Source organism: Chakrabartyella piscis, from assembly GCA_030067835.1.
Classification (GTDB): domain Bacteria; phylum Bacillota; class Clostridia; order Lachnospirales; family Anaerotignaceae; genus Chakrabartyella; species Chakrabartyella piscis.
Window position 1 is genome coordinate 3,085,405 of sequence record CP092441.1, and the last position, 17,851, is coordinate 3,103,255.

Below are 17,851 nucleotides of genomic sequence, written 5' to 3' on the forward strand. Positions count from 1 at the left end.
TAGAAAATCACATGAGACAAACAATTTCCATATTGGTTGAAAACCGAGCTGGTGTACTCAACCGTATCACAGGCTTATTTTCCAGACGTGCCTTTAATATTGAATCCCTTGCTGTTAGTGTCACCGATGATGAAGATATTTCTCGTATCACCATCATTGCAGACAATGGAAACAGTGTTTTGGAACAAGTAGAAAAGCAACTGAATAAATTGGTGGAAGTCATCAAAGTGCGTACATTGGAAGATGATGCCATCATTGGACGTGAGTTGATTCTCATTAAGGTGAATGCAACACCACAAAATCGCCAAGAAATCCTGACCATTGCAGAAATTATGGGTGCTAAGGTTTGCGATATTTCACCTACCACAATGACATTGGAATTGTCTGCCAATACAGAAAAATTGGCGACTTTTGAAGGTTTATTGAAACCATTCCATATCATAGAAGAAGTGCGTACAGGTATGATTGCTGTACAAAAAGGCAGTGGGAAGATTTGATGAAATCAAAAGATTAAGACCTTGGGACTCTGTCATCACTTTGCAAGCAAATCCAGCTTTGCTGTCCTGCCCTTCTTGGCGGGTGAGTGTCCCAAACCCTGTTCACCTTTGAAAAGGCGAAACCTAAACTTTATTTAAAAACATTTCATTATAATAAATCCTAATTGAAGATAAAAGGGCTTTTATATCTTGTAGGGTACGCATTGTATGCGTATCGAAAGTGGAATGCATTCCCTACATAATTGAGATGTATTCCTGTATATTAGGTCTCATTCAGTTTAATTGGGACTATCATAATTGAAAAAAAATTAAGGGCAGTCCACATCGGATTGCCCTTAATTTTTATATATCAATGCAAATTTTCTACATTTCCACCATTTAAGATAAAGTGCAACACATCTGGATGCAAGCACACTTCATCTTCCAATTCCACAAACAAAAATTCTTTCAATACATCTTTTCTAATGGAGAACACCGCTTCTGGGTAGTTACAATTGAAAATCTCCTCTGCAATCGCCAAATCCAACTGGAATATTCCTTCCATAATTTCTTGAAAATCTGGTTCTTTTGCCAATGCAGCCAACAAAATCAAGTAAGCTTCCCCTTTTTGCAATGCAAATTTCGCTTTGATTTCATAAATACGTTGCAATTCAATGGATTTTTCTTCTATTTGCAAAATGGGTTCTTCCAAAAAAGGAATATTTAAGCCTAAAAAATCTTCCTTTTGTGATAAATAGTATTTGATGTGTTCTTGACCTCTTTTTCGCATAGTTACCTCCTTTGGTTGTAGTCCAATTGTGTGTATCATCAGTATACCATAATATGGTGCAAATCTGGCATAAAAATAAGGGTGCCAAAAGACACCCCTATCATTGTTTTGCATGATTTTATTTATCTTGCAAGAATCGCATCATAATGCTTGCCACTTGTGCTCTTGTTGCATTGCCTTTTGGATCCAATGTTCCATCTGCATTACCAGAAATCAAACCTTCAGAAATTGCCCAAAGCATTGCTGATTTTGCATAATTGGAAACATCATCGCCATCTGTAAATCCATCCATTTCACCTTCTACTTCTGGTGAACCCACATAACGATACAAGATTGCAATGAGTTGTTCTCTTGTAATATCTGCATCTGGATTTGTACCATCTGTAAGCCCTTCTGCAACAGCCCAAGCCAAAGCATCTGCATACCATTCAGTGCCTTCACCATCGAAGGAAGCACCTTCCAAGTTATACAATACCATCATAAGCATTGCACGACTCATTGCTGTATTTGGTGCAAATTCATTGTCACCAACACCGCTGAAAATACCACGACTGGTTACATATTCCACTGCTTCATAATACCAAGCAGAAGAATCTACGTCATCAAATTCTTTTGGATTGTCTACTTCTTCTACAACAACATCTTCTGTAGTTGTGTCTTCTGTAGTTGTATCTTCCTCTACTGTTGTGTCATCAGAAGAAGATGAGCTGGAGGAAGAACCGCCACCGCCACCGCCTGAAGAAGAACCGCCACCAGTGGATGCAGATACAATTGCAAAGGTTACATCTACTGCATCACTATAGTTGCTACCTTCTACTGCTGTAATGGTGATTGTTGCTGTGCCAATACTTATGTTATCTGTATATGCAACTGTGTAATCTTCATCTGGTATAAGAACCATTTTGATAACGTCTGTTACTGCCAACGAAACCACTGGTTCTGGTTCAATCGCACTGCCTGTGTATGTTTTGTTTTCAATTGCTTCCACCATATCCGCTGTGATTGGTTTTGCTGTGATTTCGCCCTTAACTCCACTTGTAGACAATGTTACATTGTAATATGCTACATCTTCGCCTGAAATTACAGCTTCTCCAAATGTAATTTCCAAATCTTCAGAAACATCGTCATCTTCATAGGTTGCTGTTGCAGAAACAAGAATTTCATCTGCTTCATTTACAAGATCAGATGCATTCACTGCAAATTTTACATTTGCAACATTTGTACCATCATATACCTTTGTAAAATCTTCTGTTGTTACAATTGCTGTCACGTCTTTTGCTCGCAATTCCACAGTAATGGTGTCACTTTCAGACTCATTCAAGTTTGCACTACCATTGTAAACTGCTTTGATGGTATTTTCGCCAATTGCAAGTTTTTGGTCACTTGTTTCATAAACCAATGTTGCTGTATTTTCTGTTACTTCTGCACTGCCTAAATATACATCGTCTGCATCTTCTACTACCACATAGAAGTCCACTGCATCCAAAGCACCTTCTTCTGATAACATAGCTTCTTTCATAGCCACTTTTGCAGTCAAAGTCAAGTCAGCACCATAAGTTACAGTTTCCACAATGTCTTCATCTGGTGTGATTGTACTATCTTTTTTGATGATAGTGAAGGTTGCATTTGCAAAGCCTGTGTAGTTGCCATCTGCTTTTGCTGTGATAATTACTTTTGCTGCTTCACTTACATTTGTATTGTTTTCATAGTCATAAGTAAAATCAGTGTCTTTTACAAGTGTCAATGTATCTTCACCTGTAGGTGTCCAAGAAATCACTGGTTCTGGTTGGATTGCATATCCGTCATATACTCTGTCTGCAATTTCTGCAATCATACCATCTTCCAAAGATTTTGCATTGATTGTGATGGTTGCAGTTTTTGTTGCAGAATCACTTGTATCGTCACCAACTTTTGCAATAACTGCTACAGAATAGGTATATGTATCCGCATCTGTACCAGAAGCCAATGTCAAAGTATTGGATGTTGATAATACTACTTCTGAACCAGATTCTGTCCAAGAATAGATATAAGAAACATCTTCTGCTAAACTGGATGGTTCTACTGTCAAAGTTGCTTCTGTACCATAGGTTACTTCTGCATTTTCCAATGTAAGGGTTGGTGCATCCAATGTCCAAGTTGCAGTCAATTTCACATCTTTTGCTGGCATTGTGAAGGTTGTTGCACCTGTTTCCAATGTCACATCCGTTGTAGTCCAACCAGCAAATGTATAGCCTGTTTTACTTGTAGTTGGCAATTCGATTGTATCTCCAATGTGTTGTTCAATCAAATCTGTTACGCCACTGCCACCATTTTCATCATAGGTTACAGTGTAGTCAACTGGTGTCCAAATTGCTGTCAAAGTCACATCGTTTGCTGGCATTGTGAAGGATGTTGCATTTGTTGCCATCTCAATACCAGTTGCTGTCCAGCCTGTAATTGTATAGCCTGCTCTTGTATAAGAAGGTGCTGTGATTTCGATTGTTTCGCCTTCACTGATTCCAGTGGTTTCAACATCTGCGAAACATTCTTCATCATCAATACCATCTGTATAAGTTACAGAATAGCCAAGAACTTTGATTTGTACATTGGTTGCTACAGTTCCTGTTTCAGTGGTTGTGTCAGTACCTTCGTAAATTCTACCTTCTGAAATTGTAGTTACAACATCATATGCATCTATTCCATATGCTCTAGTTTCCAAGTTGTCGCCTTCACCACCAATGGTAAGGTTCCCTGCTCCTGAGAAAATCGCATCACTACCGCCTATTGCAGTCACAACTGTATCATTGCCTGTAATGGAAATATCTCCATTAACGCTATAAATAGCAGTGTTGTATTCCCCTGTTACTTCTGCATTTACAATTGCATCTGTAATGGTAATGCCATTTACACCATTGATACCATATACACCCTTTGCAGATACATTGGTTGCTCCATCAATGATAACTTCATCCGCTGAAAGAATAGTTCCATAGGTATTTACTACAGTAACATCCTTTGCAGAAGAAATTGTGGTGGTAATTTCGACTTGTGCACCGCCAGAAACGATAAAAGAATCCCTTGCACAAACTGTATATGTATTTTTACTCTCTGCAGTGAATGTACCACCAGAAATGATAATATCACCTTCTGCAAACATACTTGCATTGCGTTGTAGTATGTTTACAGTGCCACTAGATGTAAAATTGTCAACAGAAAAGCCTTCAATACTTTTATTTAGGGTAGTATTTCCAACAGTGGAAACGGTCGCACCAGAAGCTACAGTAACATCATCACCTATCACACCCTTTATACTAGGAAAACCATATTCACTATATGCATATTCGCTGAAATCCACATTTACAGTTCCTGCATTGAAGTTGACATCTGCATTACTCGTTGCGCTATAACTAGAATTGATTCCAAACATATTCCCTGTAACCGTTTCATCACAAGATATTACAATGGTTCCTGTGTGATTGAAGTTCGTGGTAGTCGCTGTAGAAGATTGATATGTATTGATACCTGCACTTGCCTCTGTTCCAGACAATGTGATATTCAAATCTCCAGCACCTGTAAAGGTCAAATTGTTTCCTTCGGTTTCAATACCAATACCATTGATGGTAATGTTATTTTCAGTACCATCCACCAAGTTGATGGTCAATGGAACATTGGAGTTGATTCCTGTTGCTTCTTCTGTTTGATTGATGGTGATACCATTCAAGTGCAAAGTAACCGCACCATCTGCCTCAACTGCAATGATATCTTTTGTGGTATATACAAATTCCGCCATAGAAATGGTATATACCCCTTCTTTGGTGATTTTCAATGTTCCACTATCATAGGAATAGCCATCTGCAACACCATTGACTACAAAATCACCAACATCCACTGCACCAGATTGATCCATCAAGGAATCACTGCCTGCTTCTGTGATGTAAGAAGGAATTGCTTCGCCATTTGGAAGTTGGCTCAATTCGCCATTCCAAGAGGATAGTTGCAAACTGCTCCAAGAATCAATGCCAGTAAATGCACCATTTTCATACGTCAAGTCTGCACCATTAAGAGCTGCTGAATTGGTGTTGGTTGTTGTTGTTTCTGCACCACTTGCACCTATTTTTGTACCATCCCAAGCATACAAACCATACAAAGAGCCACCTGAAGCATATCCAACCACACGATACACCTTTTCAGATGCTGTCACTGTTTCCACAAGAGAAACACAGTATTTTGCATTTCCTTCACTAACATACCCAACAATACCACCAACGTAAGTATCGCCAGAAACAGTTCCTGTTGCAAAACAAGATTGCACAGTACCAGCATCGTTATAGCCAACTACCATACCAACATAAGAACCGCCTGTAACATCACCAGAAACACCAAGGTCTTGGATGGTACCACCAGAAACGTAACCAAATAACCCTTGGTAATCGTCAGATGTATTGATGGATAAGCCTGTTACCACATGACCCTCACCATCTAAATTTCCTTTGAAATCACTGGACTCTGTACCAATTGGTGTCCATTCTTCACCGCCAAGGTCGATATCTGCTGTCAATTGGAAATATGTATTCTCATATGCAGTGCTTTCTTCATTGACATTGGTTGCCAGCAATTCCAATTCTTCTACTGTACCAATGAGATAAGGGTCATTAACCGATGTTCCTGCACCTTCCCATACAACTTCATTTTCAACTGTATCTGTGATATAAGATGGAATTCTGTCGCCATTTGGAAGCCCACTCAAAGAACCAGTCCAATCGTTATCAAAAATATCACCCCAAGTTTCAATACCAGTTGCAGTAAATGTACCATTTGCATAAGTCAAATCAGCGCCATTGTAATCAGAAGTTGTGCCACCAGAAACAGTGTACTTATTCACTTCTGTACCATCCCAAGCATACAAATTAGAACCTATATCACTTGAATTCAACTTCCCAGCTACACGACCATTGCCAGAACCACTGCCACTTACTGTTTCCACAAGAGAAATACAGTTTTTCACTGTACCTAGTGTGGCAACACCAACCATACCACCCACTTGACTATAGCCAGAAACACTACCAATTGCAAAGCAGTTTTCCACGCTACTATCACTATTATAACTACTTCCAACTATCAAGCCAATCTGGTGGTTACCTTCAACGGTTCCTGAAACACCAAGATTTTTGATGGTAGCATCATAAGTAGCACCAAATAACCCTTGCACAGAGTCAGTAGTTTCGATGTACAAACCTGTTACCATATGTCCAGCACCATCAAAGGTTCCCCTGAAAGCCACCTCATTAAGTACTATACTATCATTAGACCCAATTGGTGTCCATTGCTCATCATTTAAGTCAATATCATCTACCAAAACATAGTAAGCTTCTGCAAAGTAAAGTGTTTCACCATCGGCATCTTTGCCATAGGTTTTATAGGTATTGACACGAGTTGCCAATTCTTCCAATACAGATACAGTCCCAATGTAGAATGGATTGCTTTCATCTGTACCAATGATAGGTTCATCTGCCAACAAGCTTGCATCTTCAGAAGTTGCTTCTGCCATAGCAAATGCCACCTGATCCATAAGGGATACTTCCCCATTTTGGATATCTTTCCAATCAAAATCAAAAGTAGTCACTTCTTCAACCACTTCTTCTACGGATTCTGTAGTTTCTTCTATTTCTTCTACTTCTTCTATTTCTTCTACAGTTTCTACTTCTTCTATTTCTTCTACAGTTTCTATTTCTTCTACAGTTTCTACTTCTTCTATAGATTCCATGGTTTCTTCGATTTTTTCCACAGATTCTTCAATTACCACCAAATCATTGGATGGTATCTCTGCTTCTTGTTCTTCTACCACTGGCACCACAATTTCATCTTCCACATCCACAGCCATTGCAGACACAGGCAATAAAGATGTAATCATTGTTGCTGCCATAAATAATGCCAACCACTTTCTTTTCATTTTATTTCCCCCTTTTTTGCTTTGTTTTTCAGATGGACATACCTCCACTATTATTATTTTCATTATACCATTTCTTTTTGTGAAGTATTAGTGATGAAAATGACACATACCCTGTCAAAAATGACACTTGACAAATTTAACATTTTGTGCATATGCTATATACAAATGTTTATGAGAGGAGGGGTTCCATTGCAAACTTTACGCATCGCACTTTGTGAAGATGACAAAGAAGAACAACAACATGTATTACAAGTATTGGAAAAAAGCCATTTTGCTACAAAAATAGATGTTTTTGCAAATGGTGAGGATTTCCTGCAAGCATTTCAACCCTACCAATATGATTTGATTTTGATGGATATTTTTATGGACGGTTTGACAGGTATTGAGGTCATTACCAAGGTACGTACAATGGACAACCATGTTCCAGTTGCTTTTATCACCTCTAGCATGGACTTTACACGTGAAAGCTATCGCCTAGATGCAATCAAATACATTGAAAAACCTGCCACCAAAAAAAGCATTATCGACACTTTGCAAATGGCACGCATGAAACAACTATCTGTGGAACATTTGGAAATTCGCATCCAAAACTCCACTAAGATATATCCTCTGCATAATATTTTATATATGGAACAAAAGGGACGCAATTTACTGATTTATCTTTTGGGTGGCGAAGTGGTTTCTGCCAACAAAAAACTTTCTGATGTTGCAGAACAATTGCTGGGAAAAGGCTTTTTGCATTGCCACAAAAGCTATTTGGTGAACCTTGCACATGTACGTGGCATCAATCGTGAGCTTTGTCTTTTTGAAATGGGAGATGGTAGTAAGGTGTATATTCGCCAAAGAGGATTCTGGGAAATCCAAAAGGAATTTGAAGACTATCTTTTCTCTACAGAGCAGGAGGTGCTACATGGGGAAACTTAAAAGCGTATTGCATCTTTTTGGTGTGGTGATATTGCTCATCCCATTGGTATATTTATTTTTTGTGACTTCTTCATTTGGCTTTTTCGGTGAATGGAAAGAAACACCTGCAACAGAAATTACGTCTTTTTCTGCACAAATTGATGGTGTGACAGAAGATATCACACTCCCCTATACTTTCTATGACGATACAGAGCAAGTGATACTCACCACCCAATTGAATTATTCAGGTTACAAACGACTCTATATGAAAAGTGTCTATTCCCCTTTGCGTGTGTATGCAAATGATGAATTGCTCTATGAGTATGGTACAGAGGGCACTTATCCCCCTTATCTAAATGACCCGCCTGTACAGACTTCTATGGTGGATTTACCAAATGAGTCCACCATCACACTACGCATGGAATATACCCACCCATCAACCAGAGAAGATTTGACCATTGAACCACCCCTTGTTGGTACATATCCCTCTATTTTTACAGCTCTACTCAATCAACAAGAACCACTTTCTTTGTTGTTTATCTTTTTCCTTGGATTTGGACTTTTGCTTTTGTGTATTGGATTATTTGTTCGTGCATTTGAGCACCAAGGTGTTTCATTCATCTGGTTGGGACTCATTGTCTTATGTTGTGGCATATGGGGTTTTGGAGAATATGACATTACCTGTATTTTCATACACAATGCAAGTATTCTCTACTTATTGGGGTTTGTAGGCATCTATTATTTGCCTGTACCCATACATTTTTATTTCCACTCCATCATTGCATATCGCAACCCAAAACCCATCACCATCTGCGGATATGTTTGCCTATTGGTGGCTGTCATCAATACTTTATTGCAGGCAACTTCTGTTTTATCCTTCTACAATGGATTGCCCTATTTTATGGTTGTAACATTCTTGAGCTTTCTCTTTGGTTTTGGGTATACCATTTATGAATGGAGAATATATGACAACCATTTGGCAAAACAATTTATATTGCCTTGGCTGATTATCATTGCTTCTATCCTCATCGAGGTGTCAAAATTTATACAAAAAGCCACCACATCCCATGGTACTTTTGCCCAAATTGGTTTATTGATTTTCATTTTGGCGAACAGTATCATCGGTGGCTTCTTAATTCGTAAATCTTTGGCCCTTAAAGAACAAAATCGTTTCATGGAACAGGAATACAAGCTCATGGAAGTCCAAGTGGCAGAACAACAAAGATATCATCATTTGTTGATGGAAACCAGACAAACCTTACGTCAACAACGTCACGATTTGCACCATCAAATGACGGTGATTCGCAGTTTGGCAAAAGAAGGTAATATTGAAAAATTAAATCGCCATATGGATACATTAGATGCACAAATTCCAGAAGAATTGCAAATTTTTTGTGATAACATTGCTGTGAACACTGTTGTGGCATACTATGCAGCCAAAGCAAAGTCCAATAATATCACACTCAACATTGATTTGGTTGTACCTGAACCTGTAGAACAAATTGGTGACAATAGCCTTTGCGTCATCTTTGGGAATATCATGGAAAATGCCATAGAGGCTTGTGGACGCATGAGCGACAGTGGTAAATTCATCACCCTGACCAGTTATCTCAAAAACGGTATGTTGGTCATCCTACAAAAAAACAGTTTTGAGGGACCACTTCACCCCAATGGAGATAAGTTCTTTTCTTCCAAACGTGAAGAATTTGGCATAGGTCTTTCTTCTGTACAATCGGTGGCACGCAAATATGGTGGCAATGCAACTTTCACAACTGATGGACGTGTATTCCAATCTGCAATTTATGTTCGTATTGAGAAATAACGTAAACAACAGGCAACCACACAGGGTCGCCTCTACATTTTATTGCATTGTAGTAGACAATTCCCATGTCACATTTATCTTACATCAACGCAAAAAGGGTGAGCTAACATTTTCAAAAACCCCACGATTACATATGATTTCTCATTAAAAAAACCAGTCAAATCTGCAAATTCAACTGGTTGTTTGTTTTTATTTTATACAATTTTACATTTGGTAAAAAAACTATGCCAATAGCACCTTCTATATTATTCGCCAAAAACTGCTTTGTAGTCTGCTTGGAATTTTGCAATACCAACATCTGTAAGTGGATGTTTTGTCATTTGCACAATGACATCATAAGGCACTGTTGCAATATGGGCACCTGCCAAAGCACAGTCTGTTACGTGAATTGGATTACGTACGCTTGCTGCAATGATTTCTGTATCCAAACCAGCGATATCAAAAATTTCTACGATTTCACGAATCAAATCTGTTCCTCTTGTGCTAATGTCATCCAATCTACCCAAGAATGGAGATACATAAGTTGCACCTGCTCTTGCTGCCAAAAGCGCTTGGTTTGCACTGAAAATCAATGTAACATTTGTTTTGATACCCTTTGCTGTCAAGGCTTTGCAAGCTTTTAGCCCTTCAATGGTCATAGGAATTTTCACCACCATATTTGGATGAATTGCTGCAATTGCAATGCCTTCTGCAATCATACCTTCTGCATCCACTGTGGTTGCTTTGACTTCACCAGAAATAGGTCCATCTACGATAGATGCAATTTCGGCAATGACTTCTTCAAACACTCTACCTTCTTTTGCAATCAATGAGGGGTTTGTTGTTACGCCACAAATAACGCCTGTATCATTTGCTTTTTTAATGTCTTCCACTTTCGCTGTGTCAATAAAAAATTTCATATGATTTCTCCTCCTAAAATAGTATAGCAATGTTAAATTTCTCCAAATCAATCACCTGAAAAGAGCATATAAATTGTTCCATCCATGGTTATATACTATCACAAGGCATTGCTCATTGCAAACATTGAATTGGAACATTTGCAACAAATATTTCCAACGCCAGATATGCAAAGAAATTGAAAAAGAAAAACCAAAGTACATATTGCAAAGCCTACCAAAGAGCTAATACCAGAAACATCATTGTAAAAGTTGACTGTTTTTAGGTGTTTTATCAATAGACGTTTCGTGCAAAAGTATGATATACTGATTCAGGTGAAGCTACATATTCCAGATATAAGATTATTTTTATAGCAATCAGTCTAAGAGGATATTGCAACATTACCGTATCCTCAAAACTCAATTCCATTCAGAACAGAGGTGTTGTTATGAAACATGATGCATTAAAACAAATTAAGCAAAAATTTTTAGTTCCTAAACTTATGATCAGTTTGTTGATGACTGTACTTTTTTACTTGATTTATGCCACAGGTTTTTTCAATTATTCCAATTGGACAATGCAAGATACATTTTTCCAGCATGAAAAAACAGTATCAGAAAATATAGTTGTCATTGGGGTTACCTCCCACGATTTGCAAGAATATGGTATGTGGCCTTGGGATCGTACAACTTGGGCAAATGTGCTTTCAAATATCAATAGCCAAGATGATTTAAAGCCTGCTGCCATCGGTCTGACAATTCCTCTCTATGGTTCATCACAACCAATACCAGATAAACTTCTGGCTGAAGAAATTGCAAAAGATAACGTGATTTTGGCATGTACTGCAGAATTTAAATTGGATTTTTCTGCTACCTCTGACAATTATAGCGACTCTCAATTGATTAAAGTTGCCGATATTACATACCCTTACTTGTATCCTGATGACAACATACATTTGGCACATACCAATATCTTATTTGATGAAGATGGTATTTTGCGCCATAGCTTGCTTGAAATAACTACGCCACAAGGTGGTATCATTGGTTCCATGTCTTATGAAGCTTATAAAATGTATACAGAATTCCATAATATTGATGCTTCTTTCACACCATATGTGGATGAAAACAATTTTTGGTATGTAGATTATAGTGCTGCCCCTGGTGGATATTTTGATTATAGTGTTGGTGATATTTTGACACATAACTATAAACAAGAAGATTTGGCTGGTAAAATCGTTTTAATTGGTGTCTATGACCCAACGCTTATGGATTATTATAGACCTTCCATTTCTTCTTCTGAAAACATGTATGGCATTGAATTCATTGCAAACTGCACAAATGCCATGATTAACGATGCGGAAATTAGAACTGTAAATAAAAGTACCGAAATCATTTGCTTGTTGATTGGCACATTTTTCATTACATTCCTTTCCCTGTATCTAAAATTGATTGTTGTAAGCATCTTAAATGTATTGATTTGTATATTGGGTATCTCTGCCATTCAATTTGCTTATAGTTATGGCATACTGTATCCGCCTTTCTTCTTTTTAATTGGTTTGATTTCTTGTTATCTCTTATCAATTGGTTTCAACTACTGGTTGATATCTTATAACAAAAAACATGTTACAGACGTATTCAAACAATATGTTGACCCGAAAGTTGTAGAAAAACTGATCAACAGCGATATAAACAAAGCGAATTCCAATGGTGTAACCAGTAATATTGCTGTTTTGTTTGTGGATTTGCGTGGTTTTACAAGTCTTTCTGAAAAATTACCTGCTTCTGATGTTGTTAAAATTCTAAATGAATTTTTGTCCTTGACTGAAGATTGTATTCGAAAATATGATGGTACCTTAGATAAGTTTATTGGAGATTGTGCAATGGCATTTTGGGGTGCTCCTAACGCAGTGGAAGATCCTATTTATCGTGCATGTTGTTCAGCCGTAGAAATGATTCGTCGTTCCACCGAATTGACCGATGCAATTTATAAAAAATATAATAAGAAGATTTCTTTCGGTGTTGGTGTTCACTATGGACCAGCTGTTGTTGGCAATGTCGGCTCTGCTACCCGTTTGGACTATACAGCAATTGGTGACACGGTAAATACAGCAGCTCGTTTGGAAAGTGCTGCACCTGCTAATACAGTTTATATCTCAGAAATTATAGTTGAAAATATCAATGAATATGCTATTGTCGAAAAGCTTGAAGACAAACTCAAACTAAAGGGCAAAGAAGCACCAATTGACATCTATATACTCAAGGATATTAAGGAAAAACAATAATTAAAAGGAGCTAATATATATGAAAAAAATTGTTTTATTATTTTTGATTTGCACCCTTTTCACCAGTGGTTGCGGAAAAACAACTGCCGAATCAACAGAAGCTACACCGATTAATCTTTCCATTTGGCATTATTATGGTGGTACTGCGGATCAAACCTTCTCCTACTTGGTACAAAATTTCAATCAAACGGTGGGTCAAGAAAAAGGGATTGTTGTTTCTGCCTTTAGCTATGATGGTGTAAGTGCATTGTCACAAGCCATTCAAAGTTCAGCCAATGGCTCTCCCGGGTCAAATCCAATGCCTTCTATTTTTGCCGCTTATTCAGACAGCGTTGTTCCTTTAGAATCACAAGGTTTGATTGCAAATTTAGATGAATATTTTACCACCGATGAACTTGAAACATACTATGCTCCTTTTATCGAAGAGGGAAGATTTAGCCAAGATGGTCATCTTTCTACTTTGCCCATTGCAAAATCAACTGAAATTTTACATATAAACAAAACGTATTTTGATGATTTCGCTTTGCAGTGTGGGTATACCTATGATGATCTGAAAACTTGGGAAGGTATTGCTCAGGTTTCAGAGGCTTACTATGAATGGACCGATGCAAAAACCGAAAAAAAACGTGATGGTAAAGCATTTTTCGGCACTGATGGTATGGCAAACTTTATGATTATCGGTACCAAACAATTGGGTGTTGATATTTTTTCCAAAGAAAACGATACCATCACCTTTCACTTGACAGAAGATATTGCCCAAAAAATGTGGGATGTATTTTATATTCCATTTATAAAAGGATATTTTGCTGCCGATGCCTGGTATCGTTCTGACGATCTTACAAATGGTACCATTGTATCCTATGTTGGGTCAACTGCCAGCTCATACTACTTCCCAGAACAAGTTGTAAGCGATGACAACGAATATCTAGATATTGCATGTAAAACCCTGCCTTATCCTTCCTTTGTAGATGGCGATGCTGTTGCCGTTCAACAAGGTGCAAGTATGGTCATTTCAAAATCAACACCTGAAGAAGAAGCTGCTGCCGCTGAATTTTTAAAATGGTTTACACAACCTGAAAACAATGCTGGTTTTGCCGTATCCACTGGGTATATGCCTGTAAAAAACCAAGTTTTAGATGTAGACTTCATATTGGCAGAAATGCAGCGTGATGGTTTTGTGGATGACACTCTACCTATTGTCCAAGCAACATATACCTCCTATGAACAACTAAACAACTATGATTTATACACAAGTTTACCTTTTGAAGGAAGTGCAGATGTTCGTACAATTTTAGAAAATTCTTTGCCTAATAAAATCACTGCCGATAAAGCGATACTAGTAGAACGTGTTATGTCAGGTGAAAATATTGATGATGTCACCCTTGACCTAATCAGTGATGAAAATTTCCAAAGTTGGTATCTTGACTTTTGTCAACAGATTGAACATGCTTTCAATGCATAAAGGACTTCTTTTTGCAAATATGTTTGCAATCCTCAATTTTTGATGAAATCATATTTCCAAGTGAAACAAAAAAACGTCAGCCAAACCTTATAGAGGTGACTGACGTTTTTCTTATGTTGAGCCTACAATGAAGTGATTCAAACTCCGAAAAGTATCTCAAGCACTAGTTTCTAATGTTCCCGACGGGAATCGAACCCACGACCTACCGCTTAGGAGTTCGGTCAGCGAAGTGTTTTGCTTTCTCTAATAACACTCACAAACACCCACAAACACTAGGATTTCTTATGATTTGGTTGTTTTTCATTCTCCAACGCTAGATACCAATATCCTACTCTTTTTCGCCCTCTTGTTTGCACTTTGTTAGCTACAAGGGTTTTTGCAAGTAGATGTTACTGGTTCAAATTATACCACAAGCATACATAAACTTCTATATAAATGCTGCACAAACTCAAGTTTTCATCATATAAAAGGCTCGTTTTGTATTCCAATTTTGGAGTATGAAACGAGCCTTTTTTTGTTTGCAATCGAATTTAGAAGTTGTCGGTTGCGTAGTAGTTATTACCTATTATAAACGAAAGGAGGAACGAAATTTTGAATGCCAAAGTCCTTGCTGTCGCTAACCAAAAAGGTGGTGTCGGCAAAACAACAACTTGTGCCAATCTAGGTATTGGTCTTGCTCGTGAGGGTAAGAAGGTGCTGCTTATTGATTGTGATCCACAAGGTAGTTTATCTATCAGTTTGGGTAATCCACAGCCAGATAGTATTCCCACTACCTTATCCACAATTATGAGTAAAGTAATTACAGATACTCCACTTGAACTAAAAGAAGGTATCATCACTCATGCTGAGGGTGTGGACTTACTTCCTGCAAATATTGAATTATCTGGTACGGAAGTCGGTCTAGTAAACACCATGAGCAGAGAAAGTATTTTGAAACAGTATATTGAAACTGTGAAGAAAGACTATCAATTCATATTGATAGATTGTATGCCATCTCTTGGTATGCTCACTGTCAATGCACTAGCTTGTGCTGATAGTGTCATTATTCCTGTGCAAGCTCAATACCTACCTGCAAAGGGACTTGAACAATTACTTCAAACAGTAGCTAAGGTACGAAAGCAAATTAATCCGAAATTAAACATTGATGGCATACTACTTACTATGGTAGATAACCGAACCAATTTTGCGAAAGATATTGCTGCTCTACTGCGAGATACCTATGGAAGTAAAATCAAAGTGTTTGGTACAGAGATACCACATTCAGTACGAGCAGCTGAAACCAGTGCCGAGGGCAAGAGTATTTATGCTCACGATCCAAAAGGCAAAGTAGCAGAAGCCTACACCAATCTCACAAAGGAGGTGATAAAGATTGAAAAGCTCCGTCAAAAACATAAATCTGACATCGGTAGATGACATCTTCTCCACAGAGGAAAGCAGAAACGATGACAAACGAGAAAAGGTTATGGAAATACCACTTAGTGAACTCTATCCTTTTTCCCACCACCCATTTAAGGTATTAGATAATGAAGCAATGCTTGAAACTGCTGAAAGTATCAGAGAATATGGTGTGTTAGTGCCTGCCATTGCAAGACCACTAGAAACTGGTGGCTATGAACTGATTTCTGGGCATAGACGACACCGAGCCAGTGAACTTGCCGAACTTGAAACAATGCCAGTAATTGTAAGAAATCTTGATGATGATGCAGCGACTATCATCATGGTTGACAGCAATTTGCAACGTGAACACATCTTACCGAGTGAGAGAGCTTTCGCCTTTAAAATGAAGTTGGAAGCCATTAAAACACAAGGAAAACGTACCGATTTAACTTCTACGCAAGTTGCACAGAAGTTATCAGCAGAGAAAGTTGGTGCAGATGCAGGTGTTAGTAAAGACCAAGTTAGACGATTTATTAGGCTAACAGAACTGGTACCAGAACTTCTTAATATGGTAGATGAAAAGAAAGTCGCATTTAATCCTGCTGTGGAGGTTTCATATTTAAAACCAGATGAACAATACGACTTGATTGATGCCATTGAAAGTATAATGGCTCAGTTGTCAAGACAAAAAAACAATTCTTTTTTAATGAACTCAATTTAATAAAGGAAAGAGTAACCCCTCCTCTTATGCTGCCATTGGTAACAGTTGCATGGGATAATACATGGATGCTGGTGTCTGGTAGTCCAGCGCCGAATGAAGACGTTCAAAGTTATATGTGTGAATATACTTTGCTATCTCTATTCGAGCCTGCTTAATGGATGTATATTCTGTCAAATATGCTTCTTCGTATTTGAAGCTGCGAAACCATCGTTCAATCATGATGTTATCAGCCCATCGCCCTTTGCCATCCATGCTTTGTTTGATTTTTTGTTCCTTCAAAAAGGCTCTGTATTCATTGCTTGTAAATTGAGAGCCCTGGTCTGAATTCAATATGATAGGTGTTGCTACTTTCAATGCCTTTTTGACCGCATTCATAACCATATGAGTGCTTAATGTATCATCCACTTCCCAACCAACAATGCAACGACTATACCAGTCGATGATGGCTGTTAGATACAGAAATCCGTGTTTTGTTCCAATATAGGTGATGTCGATTGACCACGCCTGATTGGGACGTTCGATAACCGCATTACGCAATAGATAGGGGCATATCTTTGCCTCCTGCATGCGTTTGGAAAGGTTCATCTTTGGATAAATCGGATCAATGGCCATTTCATTCATGTAACGTCTAGCACGCTTGCGACCTACGTTATGGTTGCGTTGTTTCAGTTGTGCTGACATCTGCCTTGCACCCCAAGTGGGATGTTCTGTGTGTAGCTGATCAATGATTCGTTTGCATTCCAATTCCTCAGCGGATATCGCTGGCTTTTCATAGTAGATGCTGGTACGATTCACCGATAACAGCTTTGCACCTGTAGATACAGGTATATCCTTAGTCTTCGAAAGGTTTTGGAGAATACTTCGTTTCGTAGTCTGGTCCAAGAACTTCTTCAGATTTTTTTTTGAGCCAGTCCACTTGCATTGTAAGTTGACCGACTTTTTTGGCATATGCTTCTTTTTCCTTACGCTCTTGTTGTAATTTTTCGTTCGTTTTTTCCATACGAGTATCATCAAATGCAGCAGATGCATTGGATAAAAATTCTTTTTTCCAATTTCTTAACAGGTTAGGCTGGATGCAATTTTCGGTAGCCAATGTGTTTAAATCTTTTTCGCCTTTCAGCAACTCAATCACCAAATCGGCTTTGAATTGAGCGGTGAAACTTCTTCTTGTTCGAGACATGTGTGAGCACCTTCTTTCTGATGTTGTTAGTATA

Annotated in this window: 11 protein-coding genes and 1 pseudogene; 7 read left to right on the forward strand and 5 right to left on the reverse strand. The window is 38.1% G+C overall.

The window, feature by feature from the left end:
• Window positions 1-11 precede the first annotated feature (11 nt).
• Entirely contained in the window at window positions 12-497 is a 486-nt protein-coding gene (gene ilvN, locus MJY40_RS14125; RefSeq protein WP_317854828.1) for an acetolactate synthase small subunit, read from the forward strand.
• Window positions 498-846: 349 nt separating this feature from the next.
• Here the strand turns inward: ilvN and MJY40_RS14130 are convergent, their stop codons facing one another.
• The gene (locus tag MJY40_RS14130) at window positions 847-1,266 is read right to left on the reverse strand and encodes a hypothetical protein (RefSeq protein ID WP_317854829.1); all 420 of its coding nucleotides are present in this window, start codon (window positions 1,264-1,266) and stop codon (window positions 847-849) included.
• Between the two features lie 118 nt (window positions 1,267-1,384).
• Window positions 1,385-7,195 carry an S-layer homology domain-containing protein gene (locus MJY40_RS14135; protein ID WP_317854830.1) on the reverse strand — a complete coding sequence of 1,937 codons (5,811 nt, stop codon included), beginning with the start codon at window positions 7,193-7,195 and terminating at the stop codon, window positions 1,385-1,387.
• Window positions 7,196-7,384: 189 nt separating this feature from the next.
• On the opposite strand from MJY40_RS14135, the gene MJY40_RS14140 reads away from it, so the two are divergent.
• Together MJY40_RS14140 and MJY40_RS14145 are read left to right on the forward strand one after the other, a co-directional pair.
• On the forward strand, window positions 7,385-8,119 hold the full coding sequence (locus MJY40_RS14140) for a LytR/AlgR family response regulator transcription factor (RefSeq protein WP_317854831.1): 735 nt from the start codon (window positions 7,385-7,387) through the stop codon (window positions 8,117-8,119).
• Window positions 8,106-9,920, forward strand: coding sequence for a GHKL domain-containing protein (locus MJY40_RS14145; protein ID WP_317854832.1), 1,815 nt, complete (start codon window positions 8,106-8,108; stop codon window positions 9,918-9,920). Before MJY40_RS14140 ends, MJY40_RS14145 begins: the two co-directional genes overlap by 14 nt.
• Window positions 9,921-10,165: 245 nt before the next feature.
• On the opposite strand, the gene fsa is transcribed toward MJY40_RS14145, so the two are convergent.
• Window positions 10,166-10,819 carry a fructose-6-phosphate aldolase gene (gene fsa / locus MJY40_RS14150; protein WP_317854833.1) on the reverse strand — a complete coding sequence of 218 codons (654 nt, stop codon included), beginning with the start codon at window positions 10,817-10,819 and terminating at the stop codon, window positions 10,166-10,168.
• Between the two features lie 425 nt (window positions 10,820-11,244).
• Here fsa and MJY40_RS14155 point away from each other — a divergent pair, with 425 nt between their 5' ends.
• The 4 genes and pseudogenes from MJY40_RS14155 to MJY40_RS14170 form a co-directional block, all read left to right on the forward strand.
• Window positions 11,245-13,077: an adenylate/guanylate cyclase domain-containing protein gene (locus MJY40_RS14155; RefSeq protein WP_317854834.1), complete on the forward strand. Its 1,833-nt coding sequence runs from the start codon at window positions 11,245-11,247 to the stop codon at window positions 13,075-13,077.
• 19 nt (window positions 13,078-13,096) lie between these two features.
• Complete coding sequence (locus MJY40_RS14160; protein ID WP_317854835.1) at window positions 13,097-14,539, forward strand: extracellular solute-binding protein; 1,443 nt, start codon at window positions 13,097-13,099, stop codon at window positions 14,537-14,539.
• A gap of 591 nt (window positions 14,540-15,130) precedes the next feature.
• On the forward strand, window positions 15,131-15,952 hold the full coding sequence (locus MJY40_RS14165; RefSeq protein WP_317854836.1) for a ParA family protein: 822 nt from the start codon (window positions 15,131-15,133) through the stop codon (window positions 15,950-15,952).
• Window positions 15,909-16,589 (forward strand): annotated as a pseudogene (locus tag MJY40_RS14170) (ParB/RepB/Spo0J family partition protein); the annotation flags it as partial. The gene MJY40_RS14165 and the pseudogene MJY40_RS14170, both read left to right, overlap by 44 nt.
• A 72-nt stretch (window positions 16,590-16,661) precedes the next feature.
• Here the strand turns inward: MJY40_RS14170 and MJY40_RS14175 are convergent.
• Both MJY40_RS14175 and MJY40_RS14180 read right to left on the reverse strand, forming a co-directional pair.
• Entirely contained in the window at window positions 16,662-17,585 is a 924-nt protein-coding gene (locus tag MJY40_RS14175; protein ID WP_317854373.1) for an IS3 family transposase, read from the reverse strand.
• On the reverse strand, window positions 17,470-17,817 hold the full coding sequence (locus tag MJY40_RS14180) for a transposase (protein WP_317854372.1): 348 nt from the start codon (window positions 17,815-17,817) through the stop codon (window positions 17,470-17,472). The genes MJY40_RS14175 and MJY40_RS14180 overlap by 116 nt, the downstream gene beginning before the upstream one ends.
• Between the last annotated feature and the right edge of the window lie 34 nt (window positions 17,818-17,851).